Annotated in this window: 20 protein-coding genes, 1 rRNA gene and 1 other annotated feature; of the genes, 10 read left to right on the forward strand and 11 right to left on the reverse strand. The window is 45.0% G+C overall.

The features are described 5' to 3' along the window. From NDJ01_RS05165 to rluD, 4 genes are all read right to left on the reverse strand, one after another. A 16S ribosomal RNA gene (locus tag NDJ01_RS05165) occupies positions 1-486 on the reverse strand; the annotation flags it as partial. Between the two features lie 508 nt (positions 487-994). Next, the gene (gene clpB, locus NDJ01_RS05170) at positions 995-3568 is read right to left on the reverse strand and encodes an ATP-dependent chaperone ClpB (protein ID WP_005397478.1); all 2574 of its coding nucleotides are present in this window, start codon (positions 3566-3568) and stop codon (positions 995-997) included. Positions 3569-3712: 144 nt separating this feature from the next. Next, entirely contained in the window at positions 3713-4441 is a 729-nt protein-coding gene (gene pgeF, locus NDJ01_RS05175) for a peptidoglycan editing factor PgeF (protein WP_053808618.1), read from the reverse strand. A gap of 1 nt (position 4442) precedes the next feature. Further along, a complete protein-coding gene (gene rluD, locus NDJ01_RS05180; protein WP_005385913.1) occupies positions 4443-5420 on the reverse strand; it encodes a 23S rRNA pseudouridine(1911/1915/1917) synthase RluD in 978 nt (325 codons plus the stop codon). A gap of 136 nt (positions 5421-5556) precedes the next feature. Here rluD and bamD point away from each other — a divergent pair, with 136 nt between their 5' ends. The 5 genes from bamD (at position 5557) to yjjX (ending at position 10546) form a co-directional block, all read left to right on the forward strand. Beyond that, the gene (gene bamD, locus NDJ01_RS05185) at positions 5557-6285 is read left to right on the forward strand and encodes an outer membrane protein assembly factor BamD (RefSeq protein ID WP_258586393.1); all 729 of its coding nucleotides are present in this window, start codon (positions 5557-5559) and stop codon (positions 6283-6285) included. Positions 6286-6433: 148 nt separating this feature from the next. Then, positions 6434-7915 carry a lytic transglycosylase F gene (locus NDJ01_RS05190; protein WP_309475423.1) on the forward strand — a complete coding sequence of 494 codons (1482 nt, stop codon included), beginning with the start codon at positions 6434-6436 and terminating at the stop codon, positions 7913-7915. Positions 7916-8240: 325 nt separating this feature from the next. Next, entirely contained in the window at positions 8241-8567 is a 327-nt protein-coding gene (gene hpf, locus NDJ01_RS05195; RefSeq protein WP_005397484.1) for a ribosome hibernation-promoting factor, HPF/YfiA family, read from the forward strand. Between the two features lie 108 nt (positions 8568-8675). Beyond that, positions 8676-8797, forward strand: a sequence feature (Phe leader region). 12 nt (positions 8798-8809) lie between these two features. Next, the gene (gene pheA, locus NDJ01_RS05200; protein ID WP_005397485.1) at positions 8810-9988 is read left to right on the forward strand and encodes a prephenate dehydratase; all 1179 of its coding nucleotides are present in this window, start codon (positions 8810-8812) and stop codon (positions 9986-9988) included. A 24-nt stretch (positions 9989-10012) separates the two neighbouring features. Continuing rightward, the gene (yjjX, locus tag NDJ01_RS05205; RefSeq protein WP_046873939.1) at positions 10013-10546 is read left to right on the forward strand and encodes an inosine/xanthosine triphosphatase; all 534 of its coding nucleotides are present in this window, start codon (positions 10013-10015) and stop codon (positions 10544-10546) included. A gap of 111 nt (positions 10547-10657) precedes the next feature. Here yjjX and trpR read toward each other — a convergent pair whose 3' ends face one another. Further along, a complete protein-coding gene (trpR, locus tag NDJ01_RS05210; RefSeq protein WP_012842123.1) occupies positions 10658-10966 on the reverse strand; it encodes a trp operon repressor in 309 nt (102 codons plus the stop codon). A 13-nt stretch (positions 10967-10979) separates the two neighbouring features. Then, positions 10980-12926 carry a murein transglycosylase gene (gene sltY, locus NDJ01_RS05215; protein ID WP_374044590.1) on the reverse strand — a complete coding sequence of 649 codons (1947 nt, stop codon included), beginning with the start codon at positions 12924-12926 and terminating at the stop codon, positions 10980-10982. Positions 12927-13290: 364 nt separating this feature from the next. On the opposite strand from sltY, the gene ettA reads away from it, so the two are divergent. From ettA to NDJ01_RS05230, 3 genes are all read left to right on the forward strand, one after another. Next, the gene (gene ettA, locus NDJ01_RS05220) at positions 13291-14958 is read left to right on the forward strand and encodes an energy-dependent translational throttle protein EttA (protein WP_258586395.1); all 1668 of its coding nucleotides are present in this window, start codon (positions 13291-13293) and stop codon (positions 14956-14958) included. Positions 14959-15189: 231 nt separating this feature from the next. Continuing rightward, entirely contained in the window at positions 15190-15558 is a 369-nt protein-coding gene (locus NDJ01_RS05225; protein WP_258586396.1) for a PilZ domain-containing protein, read from the forward strand. A gap of 28 nt (positions 15559-15586) precedes the next feature. Continuing rightward, complete coding sequence (locus NDJ01_RS05230; protein WP_253652045.1) at positions 15587-16588, forward strand: peptidoglycan DD-metalloendopeptidase family protein; 1002 nt, start codon at positions 15587-15589, stop codon at positions 16586-16588. Positions 16589-16665: 77 nt separating this feature from the next. Here the strand turns inward: NDJ01_RS05230 and tyrA are convergent, their stop codons facing one another. The 3 genes from tyrA to nagZ all read right to left on the reverse strand — a co-directional run bounded on the left by tyrA (position 16666) and on the right by nagZ (position 20082). Next, a complete protein-coding gene (gene tyrA / locus NDJ01_RS05235) occupies positions 16666-17793 on the reverse strand; it encodes a bifunctional chorismate mutase/prephenate dehydrogenase (RefSeq protein WP_258586397.1) in 1128 nt (375 codons plus the stop codon). 21 nt (positions 17794-17814) lie between these two features. Then, complete coding sequence (locus tag NDJ01_RS05240; protein ID WP_005397501.1) at positions 17815-18891, reverse strand: 3-deoxy-7-phosphoheptulonate synthase; 1077 nt, start codon at positions 18889-18891, stop codon at positions 17815-17817. A gap of 207 nt (positions 18892-19098) precedes the next feature. Then, positions 19099-20082, reverse strand: coding sequence for a beta-N-acetylhexosaminidase (gene nagZ / locus NDJ01_RS05245; RefSeq protein ID WP_006743111.1), 984 nt, complete (start codon positions 20080-20082; stop codon positions 19099-19101). A 99-nt stretch (positions 20083-20181) separates the two neighbouring features. Between nagZ and NDJ01_RS05250 the strand changes: the two genes are divergently transcribed. Next, positions 20182-21294 carry an anhydro-N-acetylmuramic acid kinase gene (locus tag NDJ01_RS05250; protein ID WP_258586398.1) on the forward strand — a complete coding sequence of 371 codons (1113 nt, stop codon included), beginning with the start codon at positions 20182-20184 and terminating at the stop codon, positions 21292-21294. Between the two features lie 20 nt (positions 21295-21314). Further along, positions 21315-22244, forward strand: a complete 930-nt coding sequence (gene murQ, locus NDJ01_RS05255) for an N-acetylmuramic acid 6-phosphate etherase (RefSeq protein ID WP_258586399.1) — start codon at positions 21315-21317, stop codon at positions 22242-22244. A 51-nt stretch (positions 22245-22295) separates the two neighbouring features. Here the strand turns inward: murQ and NDJ01_RS05260 are convergent, their stop codons facing one another. Together NDJ01_RS05260 and NDJ01_RS05265 are read right to left on the reverse strand one after the other, a co-directional pair. Continuing rightward, positions 22296-22568, reverse strand: coding sequence for a hypothetical protein (locus tag NDJ01_RS05260; RefSeq protein ID WP_012842127.1), 273 nt, complete (start codon positions 22566-22568; stop codon positions 22296-22298). Positions 22569-22681: 113 nt separating this feature from the next. Further along, the gene (locus NDJ01_RS05265; protein ID WP_012842128.1) at positions 22682-23023 is read right to left on the reverse strand and encodes a DUF2799 domain-containing protein; all 342 of its coding nucleotides are present in this window, start codon (positions 23021-23023) and stop codon (positions 22682-22684) included. Positions 23024-23132 lie beyond the last annotated feature (109 nt).

Raw genomic sequence — 23132 nt, forward strand, 5'->3', positions numbered from 1 at the left:
AATGCAGCTATTAACTACACTACCTTCCTCACGACTGAAAGTGCTTTACAACCCGAAGGCCTTCTTCACACACGCGGCATGGCTGCATCAGGCTTGCGCCCATTGTGCAATATTCCCCACTGCTGCCTCCCGTAGGAGTCTGGACCGTGTCTCAGTTCCAGTGTGGCTGATCATCCTCTCAGACCAGCTAGGGATCGTTGCCTTGGTGAGCCCTTACCTCACCAACTAGCTAATCCCACCTAGGCATATCCTGACGCGAGAGGCCCGAAGGTCCCCCTCTTTGGCCCGTAGGCATCATGCGGTATTAGCCATCGTTTCCAATGGTTATCCCCCACATCAGGGCAATTTCCTAGGCATTACTCACCCGTCCGCCGCTCGACGCCGTTATCGTTCCCCGAAGGTTCAGACAACTCGTTTCCGCTCGACTTGCATGTGTTAGGCCTGCCGCCAGCGTTCAATCTGAGCCATGATCAAACTCTTCAATTTAAGATTTTGTTCGGCTCAATGAATACTGAACATTACATAAAGTAATGTTTGAATTGACTGTGCTGAATCCGAAGATTCAATGGTCACTTCGTTTCATTGAAACCTAATTTGATACCGAAGTATCGAATTGGATTATCATCAACGAGTGCCCACACAGATTGATAGGTCTATATTTTTAAAGAGCACACTTTGAACTTCTCTTCAAAGTGGACGGCCATTTTAGCTAGATAACTTATCGTGTCAAACACTTTTTTAAGTTATTTATCTGCGAGTTAATTCTTAACTCACTAACCTTGTTGTCTAGGCTTCGCTTAACTTGCTTTCCCTTGACAACGGAGGCGCATTATAGGGCGTTCATTAAGGAACACAAGTGCATTTTTAAAAAAAAACTCACCTTTTTAGTTCATTCGTATAGAAAACAGGCAAAAGGTTCTAAAACATTATAGAAAAGGGGCCAAATGGCCCCTTGAATGTGATTTTCATCTCATTTCTTATTGTATCCGTGCAATTACTGATGGGCACGAATTTGGTCATTAGTAACGATTAGCTGCACTTTCTTGTCTGGAACAATTTCACCAGAAAGAATCGATTTGGCTAATGGGTTCTCGACATTCTGTTGAATTGCGCGTTTTAAAGGACGCGCACCATATACAGGGTCGAAACCAACTTGAGCGATCAAATCGAGTGCTTTGTCAGAAACCTCTAGTTGATATCCTTTTTCTTCTAGTCGTTTCGCCAAACGTTCTAATTGAATAGAAGCGATAGACTTGATGTGTTCTTGACCAAGAGGATGGAACACCACGATTTCGTCAACACGGTTCAAGAACTCCGGACGGAAGTGTTTGCTAACCACATCCATTACTTCACTCTTGATACCTTGATAGTCTAATGTTGCGAAATTCTCTTGGATACGAGATGAACCCAAGTTCGATGTCATGATCACAACCGTATTACGGAAGTCAACAGTACGACCTTGACCATCCGTTAAACGCCCATCATCGAGAACTTGCAGCAGAATGTTAAATACATCCGGATGCGCTTTCTCTACTTCATCTAACAAAATTACCGAATACGGCTTGCGACGAACCGCTTCCGTTAAGTAACCACCCTCTTCATATCCGACATAGCCTGGAGGCGCACCAACCAATCTTGCCACTGAGTGTTTCTCCATGAACTCAGACATGTCGATACGGACCATCGCATCTTCGCTGTCGAACATAAAGCTCGCAAGTGTCTTACAAAGCTCTGTTTTACCTACACCAGTTGGACCTAAGAATAAGAAGGAGCCAATTGGTCGGTTTGGATCAGAAAGCCCAGCTCGACTACGACGAATGGCATTCGATACAACAGAGACCGCTTCGCTTTGCCCTACCACACGATTATGCAGTACGTCTTCCATACGAAGTAGTTTCTCTTTTTCCGCTTCTAGCATCTTGGATACTGGGATGCCAGTTTGCTTAGAAAGTACTTCTGCAATCTCGTTGTCGGTTACTTTATTACGCAATAGTGTCATTTCCTGCATTTCCGCTTGGGTTGCAAGATCTAACTGCTTCTCAAGTTCAGGAATACGACCATATTGAAGTTCCGACATGCGGTTTAGATCACCAGCTCGGCGAGCAAACTCCATATCCATACGAGCTTGTTCAAGCTCAGACTTAATATGTTGAGTGCCAGAAAGTGCGGCTTTTTCTGTATTCCAAACCTCTTCTAGTTCAGCGTACTCACGTTCTTTTTCATTGAGTTCTTCATTAAGCGCTTTCAAACGCTTTTCACTCGCTTCGTCGTGCTCGTTACTAAGCGCCTGTTGCTCAATCTTAAGTTGGATGATTTTACGTTCAAGCTTATCTAATGACTCTGGCTTAGAGTCAATTTGTAAACGAATGCTTGAAGCCGCTTCGTCGATTAAGTCGATCGCTTTATCTGGCAGTTGACGGTCAGAAACATAACGATGTGACAAACTCGCCGCTGCAACAATCGCTGGGTCAGTAATTTCAACGTGATGATGAAGCTCATAACGCTCCTTCAAGCCACGTAAAATCGCCACTGTATCCTCAACGGTCGGCTCATCCACCAGCACTTTTTGGAAACGACGTTCTAACGCCGCATCTTTTTCGATGTACTGACGATATTCATCCAGTGTTGTTGCGCCAACACAGTGCAGTTCACCACGGGCTAATGCAGGTTTGAGCATGTTCCCCGCATCCATTGAGCCTTCACCTTTACCCGCACCAACCATAGTATGGAGCTCGTCGATAAATAGAATGACATTACCTTCTTCTTTAGCGAGTTCATTCAATACCGACTTCAAGCGCTCTTCAAATTCACCACGGTACTTAGCACCAGCAACCAGTGCGCCCATATCTAATGACAGCACGCGGCGACCACGCAGGCCTTCTGGTACTTCATTGTTAACTATGCGCTGCGCTAAGCCTTCAACAATTGCGGTCTTACCTACGCCAGGTTCACCGATGATCACAGGATTGTTTTTAGTACGGCGCTGCAATACTTGGATGGTACGGCGAATTTCATCATCACGGCCGATAACCGGATCCAGTTTGCCCTGTTCGGCTCGCTCGGTAAGGTCAATGGTGAACTTTTCCAATGCTTGGCGAAGTTCTTCTGCATTCGGGTCATTAACCTTTTGACCACCTCTGATCTTTTCGATTGCTTGGCTAACTTTTTGCTCTGTTAAACCGATCTCTTTGAGTAATTGCCCCAGTGGTCCGCGATCTTCTAAAGCAGCAAGCAGGAAGATTTCAGACGAGATATAGGAGTCTTGACGCTTTTGCGCCACTTTGTCACACAGGTTAAACAACGTGCCCATCGAACTAGAGAGCTGTACATCTCCACCGATGCCACTGACTTTTGGTAATCGATCTAGCATTTCACTCAATTTAGAGCGTAAATGCGTTACGTCCACATCCAGCATAGTAAGCAATGGACGAATTGGACTGCCATTTTGGTCAAGCAAAGCCACCATTAGGTGAACTGGCTCGATATATTGATGATCGCGCCCTAACGCTAGTGATTGAGCATCAGAGATAGCGATTTGAAACTTACTTGTGAATCGATCAAGACGCATATCTACCTTCCTAACCTCAACTAAAGGAAATTCTTTTGACAGTTAGAAAGATGGATACTCAGAGGAGGAATTTCAAGGGAGTGAATGAATAAAGATAGCTTTGCAAAAATAGCACTATGCATCTTGGCACTTTAGTGCTTATAACTAATCTTCAATCCAAATAAAGGTGGCTTGCCGACCAGTTTTACCATCACGGCGATACGAATAAAAAGAGGCTTTATCTTGGTAAGTACAAAGTCCAGAGTCAAACACTTGTGTCACACCAGCTCGATTTAGACGTTGCGTTGCCAGCTTTGACATATCAGCCAACCATTTACCTTTAGCCTCTCGTGGCATAAAAGCTTGATGTGCCAGAGAATCGACATCAACAAAAGCTTGCAGAACATCTTCACCGACTTCAAAAGCTTCAGGCCCAATAGCGGGCCCAAGCCACGCTATCACTTCACCTGAAAACAACGCTAATGCATTTTCGACAATACCATTTGCTAAGCCGCGCCAACCTGCATGAACGGCAGCGACCTGCGTGCCTTGTGTATTAGTCAATAATACAGGTAGACAATCGGCGGTCATCGCTGAACAAACAACATGGCTTGAAGAAGTAAATACACCGTCCGCATCAAGCACTTGTGTTGTTGGTTCATTTGCTTGAGCCACAACGGTCGAATGTGTTTGGTTTAACCAGATTGGCGCATTTGGCATGTTCGCCTGCTGCGCCAACCAAGCTCGGTTCTTCTCTACTAAAGACAAATCATCCCCAACGTGAGTACCTAAATTTAGCCCTTGATAAGGGCCTGTCGAAAAACCGCCTATACGTGTTGAGGCAAAAGCTTTGACATTTTTAGGCGCACGCCAATTCGGAATGATTGTCTTCATCTTAGAACTCTTCCGGTAAACCGTGCTCTTCCGTATCTTGACGAAGCGCTTCGGTCATCGCCACCATGTCATCAGGCACAGGGGCATGGAACTCAAGTACTTCTCCCGTAATTGGATGTTCAAAGCGTAGCATTACGGCGTGCAATGCTTGGCGATCGAAGCCACGGATCATTGCCGTTAGCTCTTCAGAAGCACCTGTCGGGATGCGAGCACGTCCACCATATGCAATATCACCGAGCAGCGGATGCTGGAGGTAAGACATGTGCACACGGATCTGGTGCGTACGACCCGTTTCAAGACGCAGACGGATACGTGTGTGTTCGCGGAAACGTTCAGCGACACGGTAGTGCGTTACCGCTGGTTTACCCATTGGTGCTACCGCCATAAGCGTGCGCTTGGTAGAATGACGACCAATAGGTTGGTCCACTTTACCGCCCGCTGTCATACGACCAATAGCGATCGCTTCGTACTCTCGAGTAATATTACGTTTTTGCAGTGCGCGAACCAGACGAGTTTGTGCAGGAACGGTTTTCGCCACCACCATCAGACCCGTTGTGTCTTTATCCAGACGGTGCACAATGCCAGCACGAGGCACTTCTGCGATATCAGGGTAATGATGCAACAACGCATTAAGCACCGTACCATCTGGCGTACCGGCACCTGGGTGAACCACAAAGTCACGAGGCTTATTGATAACGATAATATCGTCATCTTCAAAAACGATATCTAGCGGGATATCTTGCGCTTCCCAGCGTTCTTCATCTTCTAACTCGGCTTGCAATGTAATTTCCTCGCCGCCCATTACTTTGGTGCGAGGTTTGGTGACAACTTCACCATTAACTTGAACTTTCCCATCAAGCAGCCACTCTTTCAGGCGCGAGCGAGAGAAGTCCGCGAATAATTCGGCGATAGCTTGGTCTAAACGTTGACCTAACTGGCTATCTTTTACGGTATTTGTTAATACAATCTGCTGAGCCATATCGAACTTTTTTAAAAACTGTGAGACTAATGCTCACGACTGTGAAAAAATAGACTATTACGTCATTGTATCTGTTACTGGAAAGAAAGTAACGGCAGCTTAAGAAATATTTAGATTCAAGGAACAGACTCCTGATATGAAACGTCAGACTTTAACAGGCCTTTTAGCGGTATCCCTTCTGTTTGGATGTGCAAACAAAGAAGAAATCGTTCCTGATGTCCCGCCTTCGGAACTGTATGCAGACGCACAGATTTCTCTTCAAAGTGGTAATTGGCTTTCTGCAATTGAGAAACTGGAAGCATTAGACTCACGTTACCCATTCGGTGCCTACTCAGAACAGGTGCAGCTTGACCTAATCTATGCGTACTACAAAAACGACGACCTTGCTTTGGGCTTGGCAACCATTTCTCGCTTTATGCGTTTAAACCCAACCCATGAAAAGATGGATTGGGTGCTGTACATGCGAGGTCTAAGCCACATGGCGCAAGATCGTAACTTTATGCATGATTTATTCAGCGTAGATCGAAGCGATCGCGATCCTGAACCGGTAAAAAAAGCGTTTGATGACTTCAAAAAACTACTTCAACGCTACCCGAATAGCCCATATGCAGAAGATTCACAAAAACGTATGGTCGCGCTGAAAAACCGTCTAGCGAACTATGATTTAGCGACTGCTGACTTCTACCTTCGCCGTGAAGCTTGGGTCGCTGCTATTAATCGCAGCCAAGAGCTACAAAAAGCGTATCCAGACACAGAAGCTGCACGTAAGTCACTGACTATCCAGCTAGAGGCCTACAAGCAACTTGGTTTGGAAGACGCCGTAGCAAGAACTGAAAAGCTTATCGAGCTCAACCCTGTGAAGTAATTGAACTTGCTTTAAACTGAACCGCCACCGTTTTTACCGTGGCGGTTTTTTATTACTCTCAATAGTGTATTCAGCCCTTTCTTGATGATCTTCCTAGCTCCACATATGCTTAAAGTTCTCCTCCCCCCTTTATAAAAAGGATGTGAACGTGACGATATCTAAGCTTTGCGCAGTTATGCTGCTCCTATTGTCTGCTTCCGTTTGCGCACTGCAAATCTCGCCGCTCAAACAGCCTCCTTACACTGGGGACCTCGATGTCATCAAAGATAAGAATGTACTGCGCGTCTTAGTTTCTGCCGATTTAGGCTTTTACTACATTGAGGGCGGTACACCAAAAGGCATAGGCGCGGAATTGCTTGCGCATTTCGAAAAAGACCTTCGTAAACTCAAACCAAAGCTTAACGTACAAATTATTCCTGTTGCCCGCGACCAGCTACTGCCAGCCTTAGAAAACGGTTCAGGTGACTTAGTTGTCGCCAACCTGACTATTACCGACACGCGCAAACAGAAAGTGGAGTTCAGTTCACCCATCCTCACTGACATTCAAGAGTGGGTAGTGACAAACAAAAGCACACCAACGATGACGAAAATCGAGCAATTGAGCGGCAAAGAGATTTGGGTGCGTGCCAGTTCTAGCTACTTTGAGAGTATTCAAGCACTAAATAAGAAGCTAAATAAAAAAGGCTTGCCACCCGTTGTCGTACATTTTATTGAAGAAACACTGCAAGACTACGAACTGGTTGGGATGCTCAATAACGGCTACGTCAAAGCCATTGTTCTCGATAGTCATAAAGCCAAACTTTGGCTTAAAGTCATGGATGATATTCGAGCTCACCCAGAAATCCCTATTCGTGAAAATGGTAAAATCGCTTGGGCAATGCGGGAAAACAGCCCAAGTTTGAAAGCCGTCGTGAACAAGTTTATTCAGAAATCTCGTTCTGGGACACTGCTCGGTAACGTCATTTACGGAAAATACATCGATAACACAGGTTGGCTAAACAAAGCCCTTAACCCCAACAAAATTGCTCAACTAGAAAAGCTTGCTACGTTGTTTTCACGCTATGGCGAGAAGTACGATATCGACTATTTACTGATCGCAGCCGTCGCTTATAAAGAGTCCGGCTTTAATAACGACCTCGTTGGAAGTCGAGGTGCAGTCGGCATAATGCAAGTTCTACCCAGCACGGCTCGAGACCCTAATATCAATATCAAAAACGTTCGGCAGCTAGAAAACAATATTCATGCTGGCGTGAAGTATTTAGCATTTTTGCGTAAGCAGTACTTCAGTGATCCTGCTATTACGGCGGAAAATAAACTCTACTTTACCTTAGCTGCTTACAATGCTGGCCCCGGGAATGTAGAACGAATTCGTAAACGTGCAGCCCAGCAAGGCTACGATCCTAATGTTTGGTTCAATAACGTGGAAGTCGTTATGCGGAAAAGTTTAAGCTCAACGGTTGGATACGTTACCAGTATTAATCGCTATTACGTTATATACAAACAGCTAGAAAGTTTGGACCAGGTCAAAAATCTAGAGCGGGTATCACTGGCTCCAAAGGATCCCTTCTTCATGATACCGCTACGAAAAGTCAGTCAAACGCCAGACACAAAAAAGCCGCTTGTACAATAAGCGGCTTTGTAAATAAATTCGTCTGAGAGACTCAGTGACTATCATCACACTTTACGTATAGTTAAATTTTAACCACCTCTAATATTAGGCCGTAAAACTTCCCTAAAAACGAAGACGTTTTCAGCTGAGTACTCTATCCAATCTACGGATTTACTAACCGATAACAAGCAATTTCACGATAAATCTCAGCAGATCTTGAGTGAGATCACATTCATTTTTCATCATAAAAAACCCGAACAAAATAATGATCTGAGTCACATTTTTTTATACTTAAAGCGGTAATCTGAACTCAACCCATGAGGGATGCAACAGAGGAAAAACACTTATGACAATGAATATCACTGGCAAAAACATCGAAATCACCTCTGCAATCCGAGCTCATATTGAGAGCAAGTTTAAAAAACTGGAGAAATGGCAAGTAGACCTAATTGGTTGCCAAGCAACTTTCAGTGAGGAACCAAACAAACAGAAGAAATTCGAAGCGGTTATTAAAGTTCCTAAAGGCCAGCTCATTGCCTCAGCAACTCACGAAGATCTTTACGCAGCTATCAACGAAGTGGAGCAAAAACTAGAACGACAATTGAACAAGCTGACCCACAAACCTGAAGCTCGACGTGCAAATAAGCCTGAGCTAGTGGAAGAAGAAGAGTAAACTGACCAGATTGAGGAAATAGCGCCGAAAGGCGCTATTTTTTTGCTTGACGCTCTCCCCTGCCTTGCTTATTGTGTTTAAACACTCATAAATTAAGCACTATTTATGCATTTAACCTCACTGTTTATTTTTGACTTCTTTTTCCTCCCATAGTCGGAGGGGCGAACTCGTTTGTGAAAGAAAAGTCAAAAACAAACAGAAAGCCTCCCAAATCGGGAGGCTTTTTTATAAGGAAAGAATTGATGACTGACCAACCTATTTCCCTCGAAGAAATTCGTTTGCGCTTGAATGAGCTGGATGACCAACTTCTCAGCTTATTGTCTGAGCGCCGTAAACTCAGCATTGAAGTAGCCAAAAGCAAAGTACAAACCTCAAAACCCGTTCGTGATGCCGTTCGAGAACAACAACTATTAGTTAAGCTGATTTCTAATGGCCGAGATAAATACGAACTCGACGCGCAGTACATCACTAAACTATTCCATACCATCATTGAAGACTCAGTGCTTCTTCAGCAAAGTTACCTGCAAAACCTCGTTAACCCGCAACAAAGTCGTAAGCCACTTGCTCGCGTCGCTTTCTTAGGAGCCAAAGGCTCTTACTCGCACTTGGCAAGCCGCGAATACTTCAGCCGTAAAAATACAGAACTTATCGAGCTCAACTGCGAACACTTCAAAGAAGTGACTCAAACAGTAGAATCGGGCCATGCTGATTATGGTGTTCTGCCTATCGAAAACACCAGTTCAGGCTCTATTAATGAAGTGTACGACCTACTACAACACACGACGCTGTACATCGTTGGAGAGCTAACTCAACCAATCGAGCACTGCTTGGTTGCGAAAAAAGACATTCGTCTGGAAAACATTAAAACGCTGTATTCACATCCTCAGCCACACCAACAGTGCAGTGAGTTTTTAAGCCGTATGAAAGGTGTAAAACTGGAGTCTTGCGCCAGCACAGCAGATGCAATGCAAAAAGTCCAAGAGATGGATCGTGATGATGTTGCTGCAATTGGTAATGCATCAAGCGGTAAGCTATACGGCTTGCAAGCAATTCAAGGCAACATCGCAAACCAAACTGAGAACCATACTCGTTTTATCGTGGTTGCTCGCAAACCAGTTGAGGTTTCAACTCAGATTCCAGCAAAAACCACCTTGATCATGTCGACCTCCCAAGAGGCTGGCTCATTGGTTGAAACACTATTAGTGCTGCAACGTTACGGCATCAATATGACCAAGCTAGAATCACGTCCAATTATGGGGAACCCATGGGAAGAAATGTTCTACGTAGACTTGGAATCCCATCTTGCTTCGACAGAAATGCAACAGGCACTAGAAGAGCTAACAAAAATCACTAAACACTTGAAAGTATTAGGCTGTTACCCTAGTGAAAACGTAAAGCCTACCCAAGTAAAATTGAGTTAATAGACATCAGTGAGTAAAAAGATCATGGCAACCCAAAAAGTCGTAATCGCATCGCTAAACCCAGCTAAAATTAATGCCGTTCAAAGTGCATTTAACAGTGCATTTCCGCACCAAGAGTTCAACTTCGTTGGCGTCAGTGTACCGAGTGAGGTCGCAGATCAACCTATGACTGATGAAGAAACTCATCGCGGTGCACTAAACCGCGTTAAAAACGCAAAAGTAGAGATGCCAAACGCGGAGTACTATGTCGGACTTGAAGCGGGAATTGAAACAAACGTGACGTTTGCGTGGATGGTGATTGAATCGAATACTCACCGTGGTGAATCTCGCTCTGCGAGCTTAATGCTGCCGCCTAAAGTATTGGACAAACTCAAGCATGCGAATGAGCTGGGAGATGTCATGGATGAGGTGTTTGGTACCGAGAACATCAAACAGAAAGGTGGTGCCATCAGCCTGCTCACCCAAAACCAGCTGACTCGAAGTTCGGTTTACCATCAAGCCTTGATTCTGGCTCTGATTCCTTTCACAAACCCTGAGCATTTCCCTTCAAATTTATAACGCTCCCCCCCATTCGCTAGGTACGAAAAAGGGCGGAAATATCCGCCCTTTTTAACACGTTATCTTAACCACTAGTGATACCAATACCTAAAGGCGAATTGGAATCACTGGCTACTTAGATACCGCAACTTGCTCTAACAAAACCTTGAGTTTGTCTTTCTCTTCATCAGATTTAGACTTTAACTCGTTAGAGCCACGAGTAATAGTGGCAATACCCACGCCAAGCATCTGGCTGATCTGGCGTTGAGATAATTCTCCTTTAAGAAGCTCGTTAATAATATTAACGCGTGATATTAATGATTCTCTCTCATCACGTGACATCAGCATGGTTAACAGCATGTCATCTTGCTCACTGTCCATGCTAGTTCGAATTAGCTCAATAATCTGTTGCCAGTCTTTGTACTCGGGTTCGTGCGACATCAAGTTACCTCACTCAATACTTGGTATTGATCTCATGTTGATTCAAGAACGCGCCATCGATACCCAAAAGATCACGGTAATATGTTTCAAACATCAGGATGTTTTGTACATAACCGCGTGTCTCTCTAAATGGAATTGCCTCAATAAAGGCATAAGCATCCACTTTTCCTTGGGTACGCTCTCGCCACGTTTTTACTCTGTTAGGACCTGCATTATAAGCAGCAAGAGCAAAAATACGATTATTATCGTAATCCTCTAATAAGCCTTGCAAATAATGGCTACCAATTTCGATATTTTTGCCCACATTGTAGAGATCCTGCGTACCTTGATAACTCAACTTATATTTACGTGCCGTGTACTTCGCTGTAGCGGGCATGATCTGCATAAGACCACGAGCACCAACTGGAGAACGGGCTTCGACATCCAACGCACTTTCCTGTCGAGCTAGGGACATCATCGTCACGGGATCTATGTTGTGTTTTTTTGCATAAAAGTTAAACCACCAGCGATGCGCAATCGGGAACCTCAGTTCGATATTATCCCACATCTGCGCTTGAATACTCGCGGTCACCGTTAGGTTATGCCAACGCTTAGAAGACGCATAAGCCGCCAGCATCGCCTTTTCATCTTTCCCTACGCGGCGCAATAAATGTGCCCATTCACTTTTCGCTGCTGCAATTTTATCCGTCGCGATCAACTCTTCAATACGAACTAACGAGTCTTGATAGGGTTGAACCACTCGCTTATCAAACTTAACCGTATGCGTAGGGTATTTGATTGATTGTCCAATCGCATTAGCGGCTGCCACACTATAAAAGTTTCGCTGCCCGACCAAAGTCGCTAAACGCTGTTTCCCTGCGATGTCATCACCTAACGCAATTTCACTTCGTCCAAGCCAGTATTGCCAGCGAAGCGACGCTTGCTCTTCTTTATTGAGAACGGCAATCCACTCTTGTACGCCCTTCCAATCCGCGTTCTGAATCGCTAAGCGAATGCGAGTTTCAATGAGCGGTAAGTACTGGCTGGTTTTCGTTTTATCATCACGCCACTTAGCTAGTGACTCAGACTCAGTTCGGGTCAATCGAAATGCGATATAGTCAGCCAGGGCTTGCGCCTTTTCTGGAGAAAACTTCTGCCCTTTAATGACGGCATCATACGCACTCTGCGCTTGACTGGTATTCATGCGAGCTAGCTTTTCCAACGCATATTCGCTTTGCGCTCGATTAAAATCATTAGCCGGTTTTTTCTTCGCGAACTCCGCAACGCTTGAAGGGTTATCAAACAACGCCTTCATTTCTTTCGCTTGTTGCCTTGCCTGCGAGGATTTAGGCAATTTAAGTAAGTAACTCATCAAACTGCCATTACGTGCATCAAACGCCAGTAGCATACGCTGGAGAATTAATTCATCAGTACGTTCACCGGCCTTGTCCCATGCTGCGAATAATGGATCGCACTCATCGGCAATACTTCTGCCACGCAACCACATATGCTCAGCCCCTTTAAACGCGGCGACTTTCTTACCTTGCTCTAACTGAGCCACGTAGAAAATACATTGGTAACGCTCGCCACTTGGAATGACTTTTTGAAACTCAGTAATGGTTTTCCAATCTTTTTGCTTATAAAGATGGTTGAGGTATGGAGCGCGCACACGACGAGAAAAAGGAAACGACTCGTGCTCCGAAATAAATTCGTTCACCTGCTGTGGCGATTTTTCCGGTAACTGTCTAATAAACGTTCGGTAGTCCACATAAGGCGTCAGTGGATAGTCAGAAATTTTAGGACGGATCGAAAGGTATCCGTCGATGTCATTTTTATCTAATAAATCTTGAGCTTGCTCATAAACTTCACGCTGCTTTTCCAAACTCAGCGCGGCATTAGCACTCAAACTCATAGCACACAACGCGGCGGCGTAGCATACGTTTTTAGCCAATTCAGATACGTTGAATCTCATTTGTGTCATTTTCCCCAGACATATACTGCCCTAAAGCCTAGTTTTGTTAGAGTTCATGTGATGTTAAGGCAATTTTCACACATGCATCTATTTACACAGAATGCAGATGTCCATGTAAAGCAACTTAGTGTATTAAAAATTGTACTCGTCAAACTTTTAAGACGATGGAAACAAAGCGTTTCTAACTCGCATAGAAAACACTTCGTCATTCTTAACGAATAACAAAAGTGTATACCCTAACCGTGTAAGTTTCCGGTCAGCTCAAAATAAGAAATCCATTCGTTAGGGAAATTCTTGCAATGCGGTAACAAAAACAAAGCACTTGGTATAAAATGATGGGTTTGAATGACAGTTAATTTAGGAACGATCGGCAATGGCTGAATACGTATATACCATGTCGCGGGTGAGCAAGATTGTGCCACCTAAGCGTCAAATTCTTAAAGACATCTCTCTGAGCTTCTTCCCTGGTGCGAAAATCGGTGTTTTAGGTCTGAACGGTGCAGGTAAATCCACACTGCTACGTATCATGGCAGGTATCGACACGGATATCGACGGTGAAGCACGTCCACAACCTGGTCTAAACGTAGGCTACCTACCCCAGGAGCCTGTATTAGACGAATCAAAAACCGTTCGTGAAGTTGTTGAAGAAGCGGTTGCTGACGTTGCTGACGCACTGAAACGTTTGGATGCGGTCTATGCGGCTTACGCAGAACCAGATGCAGACTTCGACGCACTTGCAAAAGAGCAAGGCGAACTTGAAGCTCTGATTCAAGCGAAAGATGGTCACAACCTAGAAAACGCACTTGAGCGAGCTGCAAACGCACTTCGTTTACCTGAATGGGACCAAAAAATTGCGCACCTATCAGGTGGTGAACGCCGCCGTGTCGCTATTTGTCGCCTGCTACTTTCTAAGCCAGACATGCTGCTGCTTGATGAGCCTACCAACCACCTAGATGCAGAATCTGTTGCTTGGCTAGAGCGCTTCTTAGTGGATTACACAGGTACTGTAGTCGCTATCACCCACGACCGTTACTTCCTAGATAACGCCGCGGGTTGGATCTTAGAGCTTGACCGTGGTGAAGGTATCCCATGGGAAGGTAACTACACCTCATGGTTGGAGCAAAAAGATGCTCGTCTACAACAAGAAGCGTCTCAAGAAAGTGCTCGTCAAAAAACCATCGAGAAAGAACTTGAGTGGGTACGTAAAAACCCTAAAGGTCGTCAAGCGAAATCAAAAGCACGTATGGCACGCTTTGAAGAACTGCAAAGCTCTGATCACCAAAAACGTAACGAAACCAATGAACTGTTTATCCCGCCAGGTGAGCGCCTAGGTGATAAAGTTATTGAAGTGAAGAACCTAACGAAGTCATTTGACGGCCGTGTTCTAATTGATGACCTATCATTCAGCATCCCTAAAGGTGCGATTGTTGGTATCATCGGTGCGAACGGCGCAGGTAAATCGACCCTATTCAAGATGTTAAGTGGTACTGAACAACCAGATTCAGGCACAATTGAAATGGGTGATACAGTAAAACTAGCATCGGTCGATCAGTTCCGTGACAGCATGGACGATTCTAAAACCGTATTCCAAGAGATTTCTGAAGGCGCTGATATCATTAAGATCAACAGCTTCGAAATCCCTGCTCGCGCATACTGTTCACGCTTTAACTTTAAAGGCAGCGACCAACAAAAAATCATTGGTGAGCTATCAGGTGGTGAGCGTAACCGTGTCCACCTTGCGAAACTGCTTAAAGCGGGCGGTAACGTGTTACTACTCGACGAACCGACCAACGACCTTGACGTGGAAACACTGCGTGCTCTAGAAGAAGCACTACTAGAGTTCCCTGGTTGTGCAATGGTTATCTCGCACGACCGTTGGTTCCTTGACCGTATCGCGACCCACATCATTGACTACCGTGACGAAGGCCAAGTTAACTTCTACGAAGGTAACTACACCGAGTACATGGACTGGTTGAAGAAAACGTTGGGCCCTGAAGCCGCAGAACCACACCGCATCAAATACAAGCGTATTGCGAAGTAATCGCAACCCGCAAAGTTTGATTGTAATTTGTACAAAGGCCGCTATCATAGCGGCCTTTGTTTTCTTTGTTATAAAAAAGAGCTCATTAGCCCGTCTCGTTCGTTAAGAACATGACATTGCACTTACGTCACTCTGTAGCGACCTCGACACTTTTCAAACAGCAATCGAACATTTTTTGTTCGCATTGATATACTATTCAATTCTGTTTGAAGACATGACGAGAAAATGCACATGGCAGAGAGACGACGCTTTTCACGCATTCTCCATCAAGCGCCAGCGAAGGTAGAACAACGTGACTTGGCAATTGAAGCTAGGATTCAAGCTCTTTCCTTACATGGTTTACTCATGAAAGTGGAAGAGACTAAGGCTTTGGATCCAGCCCTTCCAACCCATGTTACTTTTTCATTTGATCAATCCGAACAAGTGATTACGTTAAAAGCGCAAATTGTGGATGTTTCTAAGTGTGAGATTAGGTTAAAGATCATCAAGATAGACATCGAGAGCATTAGCCAACTAAAACGATTTATAGAATTGAATGTAGGCAATAACGACCTTCTGAACCGAGAGTTAGAGCATCTCTCTGATTTAGGAGAAAAATAAATGAACGCCTATTTAAGTAACAATAACTATGTCTAAAAAAATCATCATGCAGATCCCGACGAAAGACGGCGATCAGCAGTTCTATTTGGGCCGCAGTTCGGTCCTAGCAGTATTTGCTTCGGTATTGGCATTACCCGCCGTCGTTGGTGGCGCGTGGTATCTCAATCAACAGCAGATACACAATAAAGACGAACTAACACAAACCATCGCCAAACTAGAAAGTGAAAAGGCCGAAATCACCGCGCTTTATGAAGAGCAGCTTGATACCAACCACTCGCTTTCTCAGTCATTGACCGATAAAAACAATCAAATTCAGCTATTAGGAAAACGGGTATTCGACGTCGAATCGGTTCTAGGTCTCGCTGACGAAGAGCTGATGATCGATGAAAACAACATGGCGTTAGAAGAGCGAATTGATGCAGCAGCTATCGATTCCGCGGTTCGAGCAACCATGTTTCGTTTGATTCCAAATGATAGCCCAGTGACATACCAACGTATTTCTTCTTCCTATGGCAGTCGCATTAATCCTATTTCAGGTAAACGACACGTTCATACTGGTATTGATCTTACCTGTAAACGAGGAGAAGAAATCCTCGCACCTGCAGACGGAGTGGTGGAAACCGTTCGCCCGAGTAATCGTGGCTATGGCAACTATGTCACTATTCGTCACTCATTTGGCTTTATGAGCTCCTTTGCTCACTTACAACGCTTTAAAGTGAAAAGCGGCCAATTTGTCAGTAAAGGCGATGTGATTGCTCAATGTGGTAGTTCAGGTAATTCCACTGGCCCGCACCTGCATTACGAGGTGCGCTTTCTCGGGCGAGCACTCAACCCTCAATACTTGATGGAGTGGACACCTGAAAACTTCAATTATGTATTTAAAAAAGAGAAAAAAGTGAAATGGGGCCCTTTAGTTCAATTGATTGATAATGTCGTGCGTCTGCAAGTCAATTTAACCAACTCCCCCTATCGCGACACCAGTATCAATACAGTATCAAGTGAAGATACCAGCAATACCGCGACTAACTGATTTATCTCTCGACACAAAAAAGAGCAGCGTAAGCTGCTCTTTTCGTTTCGGGCTCCACACGGATAGATAACCAGCGATTAACCGCGATGAATATTATCATTCGCCTGTTTGAGTAAGTTTTGGCTCTCATTCATAAATTGTTGTGAATAATCACCAAACCACTCACTCACCAGCTCAAAGCTTTCGACAAATTTGGCTTTATCTTTGCTATCCAAAATCGCAAGTGCTTCGCCGAAGCGTTGGTGGAATCGCTTAATCATGTCGATGTTTTCTTGCGATGAGAGAATAATGTCACCGTAGAGGTTTGGATCCTGACCAAACAGACGCCCTACCATCGCCAACTCCAGGCGGTAGATTGGTGAGCTCAACTTTAACAGTTGCTCAATGTTCGGGTTCTCTTTGCTTAGATGCATGCCGTAAGCAAATGAGGTGAAGTGACGCAGCGCTTGGATTAACGTCATGCCATGATCGTGCTCTTGCGCATCAATTTGACACAAGCTCGCGCCCCAAATACCAAACTGTTGCAGTAACCATTGGTATTGATCATTTCCACGCCCATCACAGTACACAATCACCTGCTTGGCAAGGCTCGGCACATCTGGACCAAACATTGGGTGTAAACCAACCACCGGTCCTTGGTGCACATTCAACATTGCTTGCAGTGGCTTAGATTTTATAGAAGTCAGGTCACACAGAATACAGTCTTGTGGCAGATTACCTAGCTTTTCAATCACACCTTCTGTTAGGTGAATTGGCACAGTAACCACCACCAGGCCCGCATCTTTTAGGATGTCATCCGCACGCTCCCAGTCTTTGCTACCAAGCACTTTGACTTGATAACCAGATAGCTTGAACATACGTCCAAACAGGCCGCCTAACTGGCCATTACCACCAATAATGACCACTGAGCGTAATTCAGGGTTCAAACACTTAAAACCGGAGTCTTTTTCACTGGCATAAGACTCACGCATGGTACGACGCAGAATATCTTCAATAAGCTGTGGAGGAATTCCCATTTTCTCAGCTTCTGCTCGGCGAGAAGCCAGCATCGCCGCTTCACGATCAGGGGCATAAATAGGCAAACCATGTTCGCTTTTTACTTCCCCAACTTTTTCTACGAGCGCCAAACGCTGAGCTAATAGCTCCAACATTTGCTTGTCGACTGCATCAATCTGCTCGCGTAATGCGTTAAGTTCAACTGCCATTGATGTTCCTTAAATCCTGTATTAATTAGCCTTTAGACGATTTTCTAAGAAAGGCACTAGCTCTTCATGTGCATGACGTAATAGTGCCTCAGTTGAATCCCAATTGATACATGCGTCAGTGATAGATACACCGTATTTCATTTCTTCAAGAGCTAAGTCAGAAGATTGATTTCCTTCATTGATATGGCTTTCAATCATAAGGCCGATAATGGACTTATTACCTTCACGGATTTGGTGAATCACATCCTCCGCGACTAATGGCTGGCGACGGTAATCTTTACGTGAGTTGGCGTGACTACAGTCCACCATTAGTGATGCATCAAGACCAGACTTCGCCATTTCTTGCTCACACTCAGTAACTGACACTGAGTCGTAGTTAGTTTGCTTGCCACCACGTAAGATCACGTGTCCATTAGCATTACCCTGAGTGGTCAATAGCGCTACTTGTCCCTCACGGTTGATCCCCATAAAACGGTGGCTAGAAGACGCAGCTTGCATCGCATTGATTGCGGTTGCCAAACTACCATCCGTGCCATTTTTAAAACCAATTGGCATAGACAGGCCACTTGCCATTTCACGGTGAGTTTGTGACTCCGTAGTACGTGCGCCGATCGCAGCCCAACTAAAAGTATCCGCCAAGTATTGTGGGCTAATTGGGTCCAGAGCTTCAGTCGCGAGCGGGATTTCCATCTCTGCCAATTCCACTAGCAGTTCGCGTCCAACATGCAGACCATGTTCAATATCGAAGCTGCCATCGAGGTGCGGATCGTTAATCAGCCCTTTCCAGCCGACCGTGGTGCGTGGTTTTTCAAAGTAAACACGCATAACAATATACAGTTGGTCACTTAGTTGTTCAGAGAGCGCTTTAAGACGTTTTGCGTAATCCTTCGCCGCTTCCACGTCGTGGATAGAACATGGACCACATACAACCAGCAGGCGATGATCCTTTTTATGAATAATATTAGCGATAGTTTGGCGAGACTCTTGAATAAAGCGGCGCGCTTTTTCACTCAAAGGAAGCTTGGTTTTTAGCTCCTCTGGGGTAATAAGAACCTGTTCTTCGCTAATATTAATATTGCTCAACTCACTTTTCTGCATAACTCTAACCTGTATATTTATTTTTACACCCAACCAAATCCTTGGTGAGACAACTAAGCTTTAACGACAAGATAACAGGCTAAAAAAGAAAAACAAGCGTACACAATAAAAAACATTTGGTGTAAATATTTATTTACAGACAAATAAAAAGCCAAAGTATAATTAACTTTGGCTTCTAATCGGTGTTTTGAATCGTTTACAAGAGGTTTAGCTGGTCAAGCGTTTCATCGCTTCACTCGCCGCTTTCCACTCTTGAGATAACTTGAGATCGCTTAGAGAAAACGACTGTTTTTTCAGTAACGCATCCGCCAGTGGCACTGTTGATACTGGCAAGTTATCCAACACCTCAATGTGTGCTTCACGCTTATTACACATCAATAGCATATCGCAACCGGCTTTCAAGGCTTGAACCCCACGCTCGGCAGGACTACCCATGATTGCAGCGCCTTCCATCGTCAGATCATCGGAGAAAACCAAGCCTTTAAAACCGAGTTGCTGTCGCAAAACTTGTTTCAACCAGTATTCTGAACCACTAGCTGGCTGAGAGTCGTAGTTCGGAAAAATCACGTGAGCAGGCATCATGGCATCTAAAATACCGGCATCAATTTGCGCTTTAAAGATAGCCATGTCTTGTTCAAAAATGTCGCTGCGCTCGTCGTATGGCGTTTCTAAGTGTGAATCAGCAATCACACCACCGTGACCCGGGAAGTGTTTTCCTGTTGTTGCCATGCCAACACTCTTCATACCCTGCATGTAAGCGGTGCTAAATCGAAGAATGGTATCGGCATCTTCGCCAAATGCTCGGTTACCGATCGCTTTACATTGATGACCTTTATCGAGCACGGGTGCAAAGCTTAAATCAATGTCGTGTGCTATCAACTCCGCTGCCATTAGCCAACCGCCCATACGTGCTAGCTCTTCGCCATTTTGATGTTTGGCGTATTCTTCGGCTGCAGGGATCAACGAGAAACCTTCACGGAAGCGTTGTACTCGCCCCCCTTCTTGATCCACACCGATCAAAATCGGGCGCTTGGCAGCCTTGCGGATTGATTGAGTAAGTGCTTGAAGCTGTTCACTATCATGATAGTTGCGAGCAAATAGAATTAAGCCACCAACCGTAGGATGTTCCAGAATTTCTTTGTCTTCAGCGGTAAGTTCATAACCCGCAACGTCAACCCATAACGGTCCCATGTTTTCTCCTCAAAATCGGCTGAATATCTCGTATTCGATGAGGTTATTCGCTTCAGATTTGCTTTACAATAAGTGAATGAAGAATTGACGAGATCGGCTATGAAATTTAACGAACTGTACATTGGTGTGATGTCTGGAACGAGTATGGACGGCGTTGATACCGCTCTGGTTGAAATAAGTGATGAGCACGTTCGTCTGGTTGCGCACGACGATTACCCAATGCCCACAGCACTGAAAGAAATGCTGTTATCTGTTTGTACCGGTCAAGCCACAAATTTAAAAGCCATAGGTGAATTGGATCACCAACTTGGCCACCTCTTCGCTGACGCCGTTTTACAACTGCTCAATAAGTCTGGCTACGTCGCGGAACAAATTCGTGCGATTGGTAATCACGGTCAAACGGTATTCCACCAACCTACTGGAGAGTTACCCTTTACCACTCAGTTGGGTGATGCCAACATCATCGCAGTGAAAACAGGGATTGATACGGTTGCAGATTTTCGACGTAAAGATATGGCGCTAGGTGGTCAAGGTGCACCGCTGGTTCCCGCTTTTCATAAAAGTATCTTTGCCATGCAAGATTCCACCACCGTCGTGCTGAACATCGGTGGCATTGCCAACATCTCTGTACTGCATCCCGAGCAACCAGTCATTGGCTATGACACAGGTCCGGGCAACATGTTGATGGACGCGTGGTGTGCGCTGCATACTAGGCAAAGCTTCGACAAAGATGCACAATTTGCACTGAAAGGAACGGTAAACGCTACTTTATTGACTCAATTACTTAAAGAAGCTTACCTCGCCATGCCAGCACCTAAAAGTACCGGGCGAGAACTGTTCAATATTGACTGGCTGCATCAGCAACTGGCTCATTACAATTTACCAACCGAAGACGTACAGCGTACACTCTGCGAATATTCTGCGATTACCATTGCCAACGAAGTCGACAAGTTTTCTCATGGCATCACGCCTCAACTATTGGTCTGTGGCGGTGGAGCAAGAAACCCACTTTTAATGCAGCGATTGACTAAGTTATTGCCACAATGGCACGTTGCGACAACGGCAGAAAAAGGCGTTGATGGTGACTACATGGAAGCCATGGCATTTGCTTGGCTCGCACAGCGCTATATTCATAGCCTCCCTAGCAATTTACCGGAAGTCACAGGGGCAAGTCGTCTCGCTTCACTTGGCGTACTCTACTCAAAAAATTAATCACGAAGGCTTAAATTACTATGACAAATGACGCGCTTATTGCGGCTCTTTCTCACCTTGTCTCTGAAGGTCGAAATCCTGAAACAATGGATATCGATCTTCTTCCTTCATTCGATATTGTGCAGCGTTTAAATCAACAAGATAAACTCGTCCCAATTGCGGTCGAGAGAGTGCTACCAGAGATCGCTCAAGCCGTTGATAAGATCACGGAAGCATTTAAGGTCGGAGGTCGGTTGTTTTACATCGGTGCAGGCACCAGTGGTCGGCTCGGTGTCTTGGACGCTTCAGAATGCCCGCCGACTTTTGGCACGGATCCAGAGATGGTCGTTGGTATTATTGCGGGTGGAAAAGAGGCAATGTTCCGCGCGAAAGAAGGGGCAGAGGACGATCCTGAACTAGGCGAGCAAGATCTCAAAGAGAATACGCTAACACAACGCGATGTCGTCGTTGGTATTGCGGCAAGTGGACGGACACCGTACGTGATTGGTGGCTTAGAGTATGCGAACGAACTTGGTGCCACCACTGTAGCACTATCTTGTAACCCTGACTCTCCGATTGCAGATATTGCCGATATTGCGATCAGCCCCGTTGTTGGACCTGAAGCGTTAACGGGATCCACTCGCTTAAAATCAGGGACGGCGCAAAAGCTCGTCCTGAACATGCTCACTACTGCAAGCATGATTCGCCTAGGCAAAAGTTATCAGAACTTAATGGTAGATGTGAAAGCGACAAATGCAAAGCTAGTTGCAAGAGCGGCTCGTATTGTTATGCAAGCAACAGATTGTACTAACCAAGAGGCTAAAACTGCGCTCAAAGAAACGGACTACGACGCCAAGTTAGCTATTTTGATGATTTTAACCGGGCTGGATAAAGAGAGCGCGACTGAGCAACTGAAAGCCAAACAAGGATATTTAAGAAAAGTCGTGATCGATCAAGCGAATCAATCTTAATCAATAAAGCGCCTCACTTATTTAAAAGTCAGGCGCCTTTTATGGCTTAATTTAGTAGTTCAATCGTTCAATGTGAGTAATACCGACTTTACCTTCAAGGTCGCTGAACATATGAACCATTGCTGGGTATGGTTGTGCTCCAGGGTAGACAACTTCTGCATTACAGAAAAACGCATAGTTTTGTCCGGCTACGACTTGAGTAGCCACAACCAAAGGGGAATATTTGACGCCGACAAACCCCTCGATACCTTTAGCAAATACTTCTTTATCCTCTGCTTTGAGTTCATTAAATGGACTCCAGCCACCAGCCATTTGCGTTGACATAATGTGATTCCTTTTTTCTGTACTCACTATCAAGCAATATGAACATAGTTTAATAATGGGAGTTTTGCCACAATTATGTTTTGCGGACGGTATCACAACGGCTTTATTGACTATTAATTTGAGTACTCATTCCAGCCACGCTGCCATTCCATACGGAATTTTTGTGCTTGCTCAGTACCCTCACAAACCCCTTCATAATACTGACCAGATAGCCCCATTTGATACGCAAAAGCAGGGTTGCAGTATTCACGTAGCCCCTCTAAATAACCTTGGTCGTAATCACTTTGCTTAACGCTACCCAACTCACGCAGCTCGCTCATCGTGCGTGATGTATGTCCGGCTACACCATCTTGATATCCGATCTGATGCCAATCTCCTGACTTGGCAAGATCTTCCGTCGTTGCAGCGCATCCTGCAAGTAAAGCCAGCGCCAAACCTAACGTTGCCTTTTTCATGGTTCTTCCTTAAGTAATTGTTTTCAAAAATAAGCTTACCACTAATTATTGGCGTTTGCCGCTTAGCTTGCAGATTAAGCCACTGACGCCTCGAATCAACCGCTCACTA

The sequence above is a fragment of the Vibrio sp. HS-50-1 genome, from assembly GCF_024747315.1.
In the GTDB taxonomy this organism is placed as follows: domain Bacteria; phylum Pseudomonadota; class Gammaproteobacteria; order Enterobacterales; family Vibrionaceae; genus Vibrio; species Vibrio diabolicus.